Origin of the sequence: Blautia pseudococcoides, assembly GCF_001689125.2 — a bacterium.
In the GTDB taxonomy this organism is placed as follows: domain Bacteria; phylum Bacillota; class Clostridia; order Lachnospirales; family Lachnospiraceae; genus Blautia; species Blautia pseudococcoides.
Genome location: NZ_CP015405.2, coordinates 2139013 through 2152142 on the forward strand (window position 1 = coordinate 2139013; position 13130 = coordinate 2152142).

The window sequence follows — 13130 nt, forward strand, 5'->3', positions numbered from 1 at the left end:
TACGCAGACACAAAGATTTTTCAGGTAAAATGTAACTGTCCGCATAAGAAAAAGCCATCATGGATTTCCTCTGTGGGATATCCGTGACGGCCTGTTTCTCAGTCTCTTTTTAACATGAAATTTACCATGGCTGTTGCCAGGAGTTTTCCGCTGTTCTCAGAACGGCATTCTGTATGTATATGCGCAAGATGTTTTCCTATTCTGTCTGCTTTTGCTGTCACCAGCAGTGCATCCTCCCTGGTTCCGGGAAGCAGATAATTGATGTTCAGGTTAATGGTGGGGGTCACTGCGCATCCGGTCAGGCTGCGTGTAAGCGCTCCGCTGGTGGTATCTATTGCTGCCGCTATAAGCCCTCCGTGCATGGTAGACATGTGGTTCAGCTCCCATTCCTGTATGGGATAACGCAGGGTCAGGGCATGATCTGCGGCACTGCAGGAATGAAATTCCAGTCCCATTTTGCAGTAGAGATGTTCCGGGTTCACAGGGTACATTTTTTCTATATCACGCTGAATCTCTGTTTCCATTTTTATCTGTTTTTCTTCCGTAGTCATATATTCCCTTTCTGTTCCAGCAGCATTTCTTCCAAATTCTGCAGAGGCACTGCAGGACTGTACAGGTATCCCTGATACTGGCTGCATCCCATGCTTTCCAAAAGGCTGCGGATTTCCTCTGTCTCCACGTATTCCGCCATCACCTCAAAATCCAGGTTCCTGCCAAGAGCGATGATGGAGGATACGATCTCCTGATTTCTTTTATTGCCCACAATCCCTCTGACAAGGCTGCCGTCCAGCTTGACAGCATAAAAACTGTTGTGCTGCAGATACTTCAGGCTGGTCCGCCCCATACTGAAATCATCCACAGCCGCCATAATCCCCGCTGCTTTCAGCCTGCCGATATGCTGAGGAATCTCCTCCATTTTGTCCACTGCCGATTCCTCTGTGATCTCCAGACAGTAATATCCGGCCACACCGTACGACTCTGCCATCCGTATGACTTTTTCCACAAACCGGGGAGAATTCAACTGCTCTCCCGATATATTGGCGGATATGGTGACCGGGCTTCCAAGGGTCAGAAGCCTGCTGCACGCTTTCATGGAAATCTCTATAACACATTCCGTGAGCCTGTCAAAGAATCCGTCCTCCTGGGCAAGTGCCACGGCCAGAGGCGGATAAACTGCCTCTCCCATGTACCTCCACCGCAAAAGTGCCTCTGCACCTGTCATTTTACCTTCACAGTTAAACTGGGGCTGATATCCCATGGTCAGGTTCTTCTTCTCCACATCAATCCGAAGCTGGGCTGCCATATTTCTTGCCAGTATTCCCATGCTGTCCCGCCTGTCAAGAAGGCTTAGCGCCGTACCTGTCTTATTCTGTTCTTTCAGATATTCTGTCAGCTCGTTCCGCAGCATCTCCGCCTGAAGTTCTCCCACCCGCTCAGAGAGCTTGACAAAGGGTGTATAAATGGCTATGCCCACCAGCACGATCACCACCTGTACTGCCACACCCCTCCAGGACCCGGATGCCAGATAGCCGCTGAAAAAAACCGGTGTGGTCCATGTGATAGTCTCCTTCATGACCGGAAGAAATCCACATACCGTGGCGCCATAGGAAAGCAGCAGGGAACACAGGGGCGTCAGGATAAAAGGAATGATCATAATTGGGTTCAATACTATGGGAAGTCCGTACACAAGGATCTCATTGATATTAAAAAAGACTGCCGGTGCTGCCGAACGGGCAAGCTGCCGGTTATCTCTGCTCCCTGTAAACAGCAGCAGTGCCAGCACAAGACAAATGGAAGTGCCGCATCCGCCGATCAAAGCATAATTATCCAAAAAAGATTTTGAAATGACGGTCCCTGTAACTGCATCGTTCGGCACCAGATATGTCTGGGACACCTGTTCTAAAGCATTTCCGCCGTGTATCCCGAAGGCCCACAGCACATCCAGCACAAGCACATACAGGACACCTGCCCCCAAACCGTCATTGATGTTGTGGAAAAGCTCCACAATAGAATTAGTGATCAGATCATTTAAATTATCTGCTTTAAAAATCGTCTGTATCAGAAGATTCATTGCCACAAAAAGAAGCGCGCAAAATAGAAGCGGATAAATGGTGGACAGCGAATTTCTGTAATCCACATCTGAACCGGCGGAGCGAAACTTAAACGCCGGAGACACTTTTTCACAGAAGAAGTAAAAGATCCTGGTGCCGGCAACCGCGGCAAACATTGCTGTAAATACCCCCACCGGACCCAGATCACTTAATTCCATGGAACCGCCCGCCGCGCCAAAGGACACCGCAAAACAAATGGCAGATACCACCATGGCCATGACCTGAAGAAACTGGTCTTTGTTTTTCATGGTTGCGGCATAGTAATAACTGATGCTCATTACCAGATAAACCGACATAAATCCCACAGTGGAATCAAAGAGAAAACTTAATATCTGATACAGCACACCCCCTGCCCACTTTTCTATAAATGTCTGAATCACAGGCACCGGAAAGCTTCTGAAGAGCAGCGCAAAAGCCCCCACCAGCAGAGCGGGAATCAATAGTGTAAATCCTTTTCGGATGGAGGAGATGACACTGTTATTTTCTATTCTGTAAATCGTCCTTAATACTTTTCCATACATAAACGGCCCCCTCTGCCACCCCAAAATAAACCCGGGGTAAAATCATAATCTCGCATATTATATTTTACATGCCCGGACTATCTTTTGCAATCTAAAATCGGCAGGTTTCCCCCATTATTCCCCTTCCAAAATATACCAGTACAACAATCCGAAAGGGGCTTTCTTACAGTCCGAAAGGAAACGGTACAGGCCTGCCCCAATATTTTGATGTGCTCTAATATTCCACTTGGAGCAGTGTCAATCCCTGGGCAGGAGCTGTGAATCCGGCTGATTCTCTGTGGCAGGCCAGCAGAATATCCGTCATTTCCTCCGGCTTTCTGTCCCCTCTTCCCACTTCCACCAGGGTTCCCGTAAGAATTCGCACCATGTTGTAGAGAAATCCATTCCCGGTGTATGTGATTCTCAGTTCCCCGGGCAGTGATTCCACGTCAATGCCGTAAATGGTCCGCACTGTGGATTTTTTCATTTTCTTGTTGGAGCAGAAGCTTTTAAAGTCATGGGTGCCTGTCAGCAGTTGAGCTGCCCTTTTCATGGCATCCACATCAAACTCCTCGTGTAGAGGGTACTGATACTTTCTTTCAAAGACATTCTTGTGATGCCCTGCTGCGATCCTGTACTGATATATCTTTTTCTTAGCCAGAAGACGGCTGTGAAACTGCTCGTCAACCCGGCTTACTCTCTCAATCCCTATATCCTCCGGCAGATAGCGGTTCAGGTATGCGCATATCTCCTCAGGGCTTTTATCTGTTTCCATGTGTACATTCGCCACCTGTCCTTTGGCATGCACGCCTGCATCTGTTCTGCCCGCGCCGTCTATCCGGACCGGTATCTCCAGCATTCTGGACAGGACCTCCTCAATTTTCCCCTGAATGGTATTGCCAGTGGTTTTCTGCCTCTGCCAGCCCTCATAGCGTGTTCCGTCATACTGTATATCCAGTCTGTAATTCATTTTATATCCCTCTTCTCATAATATGCCTTCGTTTTTGTCTATTCTATCAGACATCCCCTTCGACGAAAAGGGAAAAATTTCAATTTTTCTCTTGACAAATCCACTTTCACCTACTATAGTGATAAACATAAAATAAATAATTGTAACAGCGAAACCGTAGAATAAGAGTAGTAGATATCCAGGTTTTATTGATAACGGCAGAGTAAACTGTCGGCAGAGAGTCTTAAAATGGTGGGATTAAGATAATAGAACGGATATTGAATGGACTTATGAGGTCGGGAAGAAAGGAATTAGTTTCCAAGTAATGCCCGACGGGATGTTCACCCGTTATCAAGGAACCGTGTATGGAAGTACATGAACAGAGTGGATGATCAATTCATCAAGCCGGGTGGTACCGCAAAAGATTGTATAACAAGCTTTTGTCCCTGCAGAAATTGCAGAGGCAGAAGCTTTTTTTATTGCTGCAGTCCTCCCCAGAGTGTGTCGGAATGCATTTTCAGACATACTCTAACTCCATCTCCGGGATTCGCGCCATAAGAAAGGAGAACATAATTATGAAAAAGATTCCGCACAGAGTATATTTAACAGAGGAACAGATGCCAAAACAGTGGTATAACCTGAGGGCAGATATGAAAAATCTTCCCGACCCCCTTTTAAATCCGGGCACAGGCAAACCCATCACCGAGGAGGAACTTTATCCCGTATTCTGTGAAAAGCTGGCACACCAGGAACTGGACAATACAACCCGTTACATTGATATTCCGGAAGAGATCCAGGAATTTTATAAAATGTACCGTCCCTCCCCTCTCATCCGTGCCTACAACCTGGAAAAACACCTGGACACCCCGGCTAAAATTTACTATAAATTTGAGGGCAGCAACACTTCAGGAAGCCACAAGTTAAACTCCGCAGTAGCGCAGGCCTATTACGCAAAGGAACAGGGCTTAAAAGGACTGACAACAGAGACTGGTGCAGGTCAGTGGGGAACTGCTCTGGCAGAAGCCTGCTCTTTCTACCATCTGCCCCTGATCGTCTATATGGTAAAATGCTCCTACGAGCAGAAGCCCTTCCGCAAATCCGTGATCCATACTTTTGATGCGGAAATCATTCCAAGCCCAAGTGAGACTACAGAGATCGGCCGTAAGATCCTGGCTGAAAATCCAGGCACTTCAGGAAGCCTTGGCTGTGCCATCTCCGAGGCTGTGGAAAAAGCAGTTTCCACGGACGGATACAAATACGTGCTGGGTTCTGTGCTGAACCAGGTACTGCTTCACCAGTCCATTATCGGTCTGGAATCCAAAGCAGCCATGGAACTGCTGGATGAATACCCGGATGTGGTGGTAGGATGTGCAGGCGGCGGTTCCAACCTGGGCGGCCTGATCGCACCGTTTATGCAGGATAAACTCACAGGAAAAGCAAGCCCCCGCATTGTGGCAGTGGAACCTGCATCCTGTCCGTCCCTGACCCGCGGTAAATACGCTTATGATTTTTGTGATACAGGAAAAGTGACGCCTCTGGCCAGAATGTACACCTTAGGCTGTGACTTTATCCCATCCGCAAACCACGCAGGCGGCCTGCGTTATCACGGCATGTCTCCTATCCTCTCCAAGCTGTATCATGATGGCTTTATGGAGGCAATTTCCGTAGAACAAAGTAAAGTGTTCGAGACAGCCACCATGTTTGCAAAGCAGGAGACCATTCTTCCTGCACCTGAATCTGCACATGCCATCTACGGTGCCGTACAGGAGGCTCTGAAATGCAAAGAATCCGGGGAAGCCAAAACGATTCTCTTCGGCCTGACAGGAACCGGATATTTCGATATGTATGCGTACCAGTCCTATATGGACGGAACAATGAAAGATTATATTCCCACGGATGCGGAGCTGGAAAAGAGCTTTGCAAGACTGCCTAAGATACCTGGAATCCAGGAATAAAAACGGATACAAAAGCCCGGTTTTTCAGATTTTCAGTCTGAAAAACCGGGCTTTAACTATGGACTGTATTCCTGTCAGCCATCAATCTTTATGATAAGAATCGTGGGTATTACAATAAACAGAATAATACATCCACCAATGACAATATTCATATGTAAAGTTGAAATTTCATTGGGGAATATTATGTTGTCAAGAAGAATCCATGTAGGAGTCCCTATGCTGCGGAATAGCCATGCAGCAAATTCCCCTGTGGTAAAAGGGCCCCAAAATTCAGGCGCTCACATCTGACTCTTCCAACCGCACAGCAGGCACACCTTCATCCACAGGTAGTTTTTTCAGAAATGACGCTACCAGAGGAAGAGAGATAGCAAAGGTCAGGACATCCGCCACTGCCTGCGCGATCTGGACCCCTCTCAGCCCCATCACTGCCGGCAGTATGAGAATGAGGGGAATAAAGCAGATCCCGCTCCTGAGCGCAGAGAGAAGGGATGCTTTTTTGCTCTCGCCCACACTCTGCAGCATCATGTTGGTACAGACAGAAAGGGGCTGAAAGAAGAAAGCAATGCACTGACATCGAAGGGCAAAGACACCGATGGCGATTACCTGGGGGTCATCCCGGAACACCCCGATGATGCCTGAGGATACGAAAAGGCAGATAATCGCAAAGCTTCCAAGCATGACCTCCCCTGAGCCTGCCGTAAACCAGAACCCCTTCTTTACACGGGAATATTTCCCGGCGCCGTAATTGAATGCCGCCACCGGCTGAAATCCCTGACCCAGACCCAGTCCTACTGAGAATACCAGCATGCAGATCCTGTTCACAATACTCATAGCCGCCACTGCCGCGTCTCCATACACTGCTGCCTGATGATTGAGGAGCATGGTGGACACACTGCCCAGCCCCTGCCGGATCAGACTTGGAAATCCTGTCGCAACGATCAGCCCCACCTCGCGGATATCCCTTGTCATAAGCCGTATGGACAATCTGCTCTGTGTCTTCTTCGCCACAAACATATAGAGAAGGATAAAAAAGCTGATCATCTGGGAAAGAGCTGTGGCAAGCCCGGCGCCCAATACCCCCATATTCAGGCCGAACATGAGGATCGGGTCACCTATCATATTCAGAATGCCGCCTGTTGTCAGTCCTATCATGGCATAAGCTGCCATGCCCTCGTATCGCAGAATATTGTTCAGCACACAGCTCCCCGTCATAAAAGGACCTGCCAGCAGAATAAAAAGTCCATACTGTTTGGCAAACGGCAGGATTGTCGGGGTACTTCCCAGCACTTTCATAAACGGAGTTAAAAACGCAATCCCAACCGCGCCGATCAGTGTTCCCGTCAGAATAGACAGAAAAAAGCTGGTGGATGCAAATCTGCTTGCGCTCTCCCGGTCTCTTTTCCCAAGCTTTCTGGATATGATACTGCCTGCCCCGTGTCCGAACATAAACCCAAAAGCCTGCAGTATGGCCATCAGGCTGAACACCACTCCCACCGCCCCGCTGGCGCTGGTTCCTAAACGGCTGACAAAATATGTATCTGCCGTGTTATAGATATTGGTGATCAGCATACTTATAATAGTAGGAATGCCCAGACGCACGATCAGATTGGATACCGGCGTCTGTGTCATCTTCTCATATTGTTTTCGTTCTCTCTCCTCCGCTGTGATCTCCGATGCTGTCATAATCTTTCTCCCCCTCTCTCATTACAAGTACCGCCAGACTTTCCACCATATACCGAAAACTGGTGCTGCTGTCCGGATTTTCATAGGTAAGATACCCCTCCTGCTCCAAAGAGACAAAGCCGTGGAGGGCACTCCGTATGGTCCGCTGAAGGTTCACTGTCTTTTCGTGGTCTTTTACCTCCCTGCCGATGAGCACCAGGAAAGGATTTATGATCCGCTGGATGGCCTGTTTCAGCTCCTCATTTTCCGAGGTGCGCATCTCTATGATGGCCTGGTAGAGCTCCGGGCTTTCCATGGCGAATTTACGGTAGGCATCTGCCATGATACCCAGCGCCTCCGGAAAATCAGAATATGTATATGCCTGTTCCAGGGCTTTTTCCAATTCTGTTATACCGTGCATGCCGACTGCTGTGTTGACCTCCTCAATGCCGTTTACATGATTATAGAGAGAAGCCGGCTGCACGCCCAGACGAGCTGCCAGCTCACGCATGGAAAAATTCCGGTATCCCTTCTCTTCCACCAGTTCTATGGCTGCCTCCATGATCACTTCCGTATTCAATCCTCTTCTTCCCATGACTGTCTCCTTTTTCCGGACAAAATCAGATATGCCGCGTACGGTATTTTCCATTGCAGCAAAAAACTAACACCGTTCGTATAATCTATATTATATACGAACGGTGTTAGTTTTGTCAAATATACTTAATCAAAGGCTGCCTCTGCCGCATTTTTCATCAGTTGCTCCATATCACTGTAAGTAATATGAAAATACTCTTTTAAAAGTTCCAGCTCCTTCGTTATCGTTGTGCCGCTCACGGTCCTGTTATCCGTGTTCACCGTGACGGGAATCCCGGCTTCCATAAACTCCAGGATCGGGTAATCCTTCAGGCTGTCCACAGCTTTTGTCTGCAGATTGCTGGTGGGACACATTTCAAGGGGAATCCTCCGCTGTGCGCACAGTGCCTTCAGATTCTTATCCTTCCTGACCGCGATTCCATGGCCTATCCTGTCAGCGCCCAGTTCAATGGCATCCCACACGCTCTGCGCGCTGCCGCACTCGCCTGCATGGATCGTGAAGGGTATGCCCAGTCTCTTTGCTTTCCGAAACATTTCCGCCTGTGTCTTTACCGGAAATGCCGCTTCATCCCCGGCCAGATCAATGGCAGCCACACCCTGGCCCAGATACTCTCTGGCTGCTTCCACCAGCTCCACGTTTTTTTCCGCCGGCATATGGCGCATACCGCAGAGGATCAGATTTCCGCCTACACCATACTTTTCTCGGCCTTCCCGCAGACCATCCAGAGCTCCTTCAATGATCTCCCTGCATGTAAGACCCTCCCGCACGGACAGAAGCGGCGCAAAACGGATCTCCATGTATACCACATTCTCCTTTGCCCCATCTCCTAAAAGCTGGGACACAGCCATGCGGAAACTATCCCGGTCCGCCAGACAGGACAGGGGCAGGTCGAACTTTTCCAGATATTCTTTCAGGCTTTTACAGTCCGGCCGTACCTGAAGAAGCTCCATAAATTTTTCCCCTGCAGGAATATCCACCCCGGCACCGGATGCCAGTTTTCTTATGACTGCCTCCGAAAGGGAGCCGTCCAGGTGGCAGTGCAGGTCATATTTTTTCAATTCCTCTATGGTATTCATCTGCATTCCTCCATATAATTCCGGGATATCCGAATCGTCCCTTTCGGCATGGTTAAACCGAAATTCTCCGCCACACAGGCGCCGACTGCCGCAAAGGAGTCCGCCTGGGGCAGCTCTTTTCCTTCCTGCATGGACGGCGAATACAACAAAAACGGCACCTGCTCCCTTGTATGGTCTGTCCCCCGGTAAGTGGGATCATTTCCATGGTCCGCCGTGATGATGAGCATATCGTCTTCCCTCATAGCATCCAGAAAAACTCCCAGCTTCTCATCAAAACGTTCCAGCTCCCCGGCATATCCTTCCGGGTCCCTTCTGTGTCCCCAAAGGGCATCAAAATCCACCAGATTCACAAAACACAGCCCGTGAAAATCATCCTCCTCTGCCTCCCGGATGGTCTGTTCCATGCCGTGGACAGAGCTCTTTGATTTCAGAGCTTTTGTGATTCCTTCTCCGGCGAAGATATCATTGATCTTGCCAATGGAGATCACATCCAGACCCGCATCCTTCAGGGCATTCAGCACGGTTTTCCCAAAGGGTTTGACCGCGTAGTCATGGCGGTTGCTGGTCCGTCTGAACTCTCCCTTCTTTCTGCCCACATAAGGCCTCGCAATGACTCTTCCCACCTTCCACTCATCTTTCATGGTAAGCTCCCTTGCGATCTCACAGCACCGGTACAGCTCCTCCAGGCCGAAAGTCTCCTCATTGCCGCAGATCTGCAGTACAGAATCCGCGGAGGTGTAGACGATCATATGTCCGGTGGCAATTTCCTCCTCACCAAGTTCATCCAGAATCTCCGTGCCGCTGGCGCTCTTATTGCCGATCACCTTATGCCCGGTTCGTCTTTCCAGCTCCGCGATCAGTTCAGGCGGAAATCCTGTCTCAGTGAACGTGATAAAAGGCTTTTCTGTCTTCAGTCCCATCATCTCCCAGTGGCCTGTCATGGTGTCCTTTCCCCTGCTGATCTCATTCAGCTTTGTGTAATACCCCATGGGATGTTCCGCTGGCTTGATCCCCTCCAGCGGGTGAAGGTTTGCAATTCCCAGCTTCTGCAGATTCGGCAGGGAAAATCCTTTTACATGTGAAGCAATATGTCCCAGAGTGTCTGCCCCTGCATCCCCAAACTTGGCCGCGTCCGCAGCGCCGCCCACACCCAGGGAATCTATCACGATCACGAATACTCTTCTGAATCTTTCTCTATTTTCCATTTACAACCTCTTTCCAAACACATTCTAAGCCAGGTTATCCGGCCCAAACCCCATAGGCAGCATATCTCTCAGGGTATATATACAGTAGTCTTCCTCATTCTTTGCCAGGATAATCTGAAAAGTCTCAGGATTGCAGAATTCCATCATCACCTGTCTGCAGACGCCGCAGGGTGCTGTAAAATCTGTGAGCACGCCGTCCTTTCCGCCCACAATACAGATAGCCGAAAATTCCCGTTCCCCCTGGCTTACAGCCTTAAAAAATGCAGTCCGTTCCGCACAGTTGGTGGGTGTATATGCGGCATTTTCAATATTGCAGCCCTGATAAATTTTCCCTTCTTTTGTACAGAGCGCTGCTCCTACCTGAAAACCGGAATAGGGGGTATAAGCCTTGCCCATGGCCTTCACAGCCTGCCGGATCAGTTCTGTTACCGGAATCATTCCCTGCTGTCCCCCTTCCCTGCTTTTTCTTTTCGTATCAATGCCCGGACAGCCTCCACTGCCACCTGGATCGCACCTTCCGTGTCGTGTACCACCGGATTAAACATTTCTTTTTTGGCCCGTTCCTGGTTGGCAACCACCAGAAAAACACTGCCTGCCCGGACCCTCAGATAGCTTGCCACAATGAATAGGGCCGCGGATTCCATCTCTGATGCTTTGCAGCCCAGCTTCAGCCATGCGTCCCACTTGTTTAAAAGCTCGTATCCCACTGGTTTTGTCTCCGGAGAGTGCTGGCCGAAAAAGGAATCTTTACACTGCACCACTCCCACATGGTAAGGTTTTTTCAATATTTCCGCTGCACTTACAAGGGCATTTGTCACACCAAAATCAGGTACAGCCGGGAACTCAATGGGGGCATACTCCTTACTGGTCCCTTCCATGCGGATGGCTCCGTTGGCGATGACAATATCACCGCTCTTCACATCCAGATCCATACCCCCGCAGGTACCGATCCGGATAAAAGTATCCGCACCTGACATGACCAGTTCTTCCATCGCGATAGAGGCAGAGGGGCCGCCAATGCCGGTTGAGGTTACGCTGACCTTCTCTCCCTCCAATGTACCCGTATAGGTCACATACTCCCTGCTGTCCGCAACCAGCCTGGGATCGTCTAAATACTTAGCGATCTTTTCACATCGCTTGGGGTCGCCCGGCATGATGACATAGCGCCCCACATCTCCTCTTCCCACCTGTGTGTGATATTGTTTTCCCTCTACTTCCGAATAGTTTATCATATATTCATCCCTTCCTGTAATTTACGTGGCTCATAGGTTTATTATAACAAATCGCAGAGAATAAAAAAGGTCATGTGTCTCTTTTTTACAAAAACCTGCTTTTGTGTTACACTGTTGTTAGGTTTCGCTATCCCTGAAGCCTTCCGGCATCTTAACATTCTGCTTTTCCTGCGGACACCATCAGGAGGTTTAAACAATGACATGGAACTTACTTTTAATTTCATCTGTGATTCTGCTCTGTATTCTGCTGCACCGGGTTTCCGATAAAATCGGCGTGCCCATGCTGCTGGCTTTTATAGTACTCGGCATGGCCTTCGGAACAGACGGAATTGTAAAAATCCCATTTGACAATTATGGGCTGGCTGAAAATGTCTGCTCCACTGCACTGATTTTTATTATGTTCTACGGCGGTTTCGGCACCAGCTGGAATGAGGCCAGGCCGGTTGCCGTCAAATCTGTGCTTCTCTCCACTCTGGGCGTTGTGATAACCGCCGCCCTCACAGGCTTTTTCTGTTATTTTATCCTGAAGTTCAGCTTTCTGGACAGTATGCTCATCGGTTCTGTCATCAGCTCCACAGACGCGGCGTCCGTTTTTTCCATACTCCGATCCAAAAATATGGGACTTAAATACGGCACTGCCTCCATGCTGGAGCTGGAAAGCGGAAGTAATGACCCCTGTTCCTATATGCTCACCGCAGTGGTCTTATCCGCCATGAGCGGTACTGCCGGCGCAGGCTCCATCTTCTATATGGTTTTTGCCCAGTTGTTCTTCGGCATTCTCTTCGGATGCCTCATAGCTTTGGGTGCCCGGTATATCCTGCGGCACATGCACTTTGATATTGCCGGATTTGACATGGCTTTTGTCATCGCTGTGGCACTCCTTTCCTACACGCTGCCTTCCATAGCGGGCGGAAACGGATATCTGAGCGCTTACATGGTGGGGATAATTCTTGGAAATACCAAGATCAAGAATAAAAAATCACTGGTAAACTTTTTTGACGGGATCACAGGACTTATGCAGATGCTTATTTTCTTTCTTCTGGGCCTTCTGGCAACACCGTCACAGCTCCCCAAAATTTTTCTGCCCGCCCTGGCCATAGCCCTGTTCCTCACACTGGCTGCAAGACCTCTGGCTGTTTCTGCCATTCTGGCACCGTTCAAATGCCGCATGAACCAGCAGGTACTTGTCTCCTTTGCAGGACTCAGAGGCGCCGCATCTATCGTTTTTGCCATTATGGCAACCGTTGATGAAGCCAATACCGGTTTTGACGTCTACCACATTGTATTCTGTATTGTACTCTTATCCATCTTGTTCCAGGGCAGTTTTTTGTCCCAGGCGGCAAAAAAGCTTAACATGAGCGATATGGAAGCAGACGTCATGAAGACCTTCAGCGACTATTCCGAGGAAGTGGACCTGCAGTTTATCCGCATCCGTATCACTGAGGAGCATACCTGGAGCCACAAGGCTGTTAAAGACATTTCACTTCCCCCTGACACCCTGTTTCTCATGCTGCTGAGGGGGGAGGAGACGGTAATACCAAGCGGTGATACCATTTTCTGCCCGGGGGATACCGCTGTATTAAGCGCCCGGGGATATCAGGAACAGGAGAATCTGGAACTGACAGAGATGAAAATAACTGCAAAAAGCCCCTGGATCGGCATTAAGATCTCCGACTTTTCCCCTTATCCGGGAGAACTGGTCATAATGATACTGCGGGGCGATGAAACCATTGTCCCCAAAGGAGACACCATCCTTATGGAGAACGACTTACTCGTAATATATTCTGTTCCCGAATACAGAAAAAATCTGCCTGTAAAAGAACTGCCGGCAGGATAAAAACAGCT

11 protein-coding genes are annotated in these 13130 nt (G+C 49.1%); 2 read left to right on the forward strand and 9 right to left on the reverse strand.

Translation table 11 applies throughout. From position 1 onward, the window contains the following. Positions 1–98 precede the first annotated feature (98 nt). The 3 genes from A4V09_RS10220 to truA form a co-directional block, all read right to left on the reverse strand. Entirely contained in the window at positions 99–551 is a 453-nt protein-coding gene (locus A4V09_RS10220) for a PaaI family thioesterase (RefSeq protein WP_065542253.1), read from the reverse strand. Continuing rightward, positions 548–2632, reverse strand: coding sequence for a PTS sugar transporter subunit IIC/EAL domain-containing protein (locus A4V09_RS10225; RefSeq protein WP_065542254.1), 2085 nt, complete (start codon positions 2630–2632; stop codon positions 548–550). The genes A4V09_RS10220 and A4V09_RS10225 overlap by 4 nt, the downstream gene beginning before the upstream one ends. A 214-nt stretch (positions 2633–2846) precedes the next feature. Then, complete coding sequence (truA, locus tag A4V09_RS10230) at positions 2847–3581, reverse strand: tRNA pseudouridine(38-40) synthase TruA (RefSeq protein ID WP_065542255.1); 735 nt, start codon at positions 3579–3581, stop codon at positions 2847–2849. A 554-nt stretch (positions 3582–4135) separates the two neighbouring features. Between truA and A4V09_RS10235 the strand changes: the two genes are divergently transcribed. Further along, on the forward strand, positions 4136–5515 hold the full coding sequence (locus A4V09_RS10235) for a TrpB-like pyridoxal phosphate-dependent enzyme (RefSeq protein ID WP_065542256.1): 1380 nt from the start codon (positions 4136–4138) through the stop codon (positions 5513–5515). Positions 5516–5785: 270 nt separating this feature from the next. Here A4V09_RS10235 and A4V09_RS10240 read toward each other — a convergent pair whose 3' ends face one another. The 6 genes from A4V09_RS10240 to udp all read right to left on the reverse strand — a co-directional run bounded on the left by A4V09_RS10240 (position 5786) and on the right by udp (position 11285). Next, entirely contained in the window at positions 5786–7198 is a 1413-nt protein-coding gene (locus A4V09_RS10240) for an MATE family efflux transporter (RefSeq protein ID WP_065542257.1), read from the reverse strand. Further along, positions 7149–7772, reverse strand: a complete 624-nt coding sequence (locus A4V09_RS10245) for a TetR/AcrR family transcriptional regulator (RefSeq protein WP_065542258.1) — start codon at positions 7770–7772, stop codon at positions 7149–7151. The genes A4V09_RS10240 and A4V09_RS10245 overlap by 50 nt, the downstream gene beginning before the upstream one ends. A gap of 125 nt (positions 7773–7897) precedes the next feature. Continuing rightward, positions 7898–8848 (reverse strand): adenosine deaminase, encoded by a 951-nt coding sequence (gene add / locus A4V09_RS10250; protein WP_171285353.1) that lies wholly within the window; start codon positions 8846–8848, stop codon positions 7898–7900. Then, positions 8845–10053 carry a phosphopentomutase gene (locus A4V09_RS10255; RefSeq protein WP_065542260.1) on the reverse strand — a complete coding sequence of 403 codons (1209 nt, stop codon included), beginning with the start codon at positions 10051–10053 and terminating at the stop codon, positions 8845–8847. The genes add and A4V09_RS10255 overlap by 4 nt, the downstream gene beginning before the upstream one ends. A gap of 24 nt (positions 10054–10077) precedes the next feature. Then, positions 10078–10491 carry a cytidine deaminase gene (locus tag A4V09_RS10260; RefSeq protein WP_065542261.1) on the reverse strand — a complete coding sequence of 138 codons (414 nt, stop codon included), beginning with the start codon at positions 10489–10491 and terminating at the stop codon, positions 10078–10080. Then, positions 10488–11285, reverse strand: a complete 798-nt coding sequence (gene udp, locus A4V09_RS10265; protein WP_065542262.1) for a uridine phosphorylase — start codon at positions 11283–11285, stop codon at positions 10488–10490. Before udp ends, A4V09_RS10260 begins: the two co-directional genes overlap by 4 nt. A 196-nt stretch (positions 11286–11481) precedes the next feature. Here udp and A4V09_RS10270 point away from each other — a divergent pair, with 196 nt between their 5' ends. After that, entirely contained in the window at positions 11482–13122 is a 1641-nt protein-coding gene (locus A4V09_RS10270; protein ID WP_065542263.1) for a potassium/proton antiporter, read from the forward strand. Positions 13123–13130: the final 8 nt, after the last annotated feature.

Bases quoted from the DNA above. Each gene is read 5' to 3' on its own strand.
- A4V09_RS10220 (WP_065542253.1), bottom strand. From the start codon at position 551: ATGACTACGGAAGAAAAACAGATAAAAATGGAAACAGAGATTCAGCGT.
- A4V09_RS10225 (WP_065542254.1), bottom strand. From the start codon at position 2,632: ATGTATGGAAAAGTATTAAGGACGATTTACAGAATAGAAAATAACAGT.
- truA (WP_065542255.1), bottom strand. From the start codon at position 3,581: ATGAATTACAGACTGGATATACAGTATGACGGAACACGCTATGAGGGC.
- A4V09_RS10235 (WP_065542256.1), top strand. From the start codon at position 4,136: ATGAAAAAGATTCCGCACAGAGTATATTTAACAGAGGAACAGATGCCA.
- A4V09_RS10240 (WP_065542257.1), bottom strand. From the start codon at position 7,198: ATGACAGCATCGGAGATCACAGCGGAGGAGAGAGAACGAAAACAATAT.
- A4V09_RS10245 (WP_065542258.1), bottom strand. From the start codon at position 7,772: ATGGGAAGAAGAGGATTGAATACGGAAGTGATCATGGAGGCAGCCATA.
- add (WP_171285353.1), bottom strand. From the start codon at position 8,848: ATGAATACCATAGAGGAATTGAAAAAATATGACCTGCACTGCCACCTG.
- A4V09_RS10255 (WP_065542260.1), bottom strand. From the start codon at position 10,053: ATGGAAAATAGAGAAAGATTCAGAAGAGTATTCGTGATCGTGATAGAT.
- A4V09_RS10260 (WP_065542261.1), bottom strand. From the start codon at position 10,491: ATGATTCCGGTAACAGAACTGATCCGGCAGGCTGTGAAGGCCATGGGC.
- udp (WP_065542262.1), bottom strand. From the start codon at position 11,285: ATGATAAACTATTCGGAAGTAGAGGGAAAACAATATCACACACAGGTG.
- A4V09_RS10270 (WP_065542263.1), top strand. From the start codon at position 11,482: ATGACATGGAACTTACTTTTAATTTCATCTGTGATTCTGCTCTGTATT.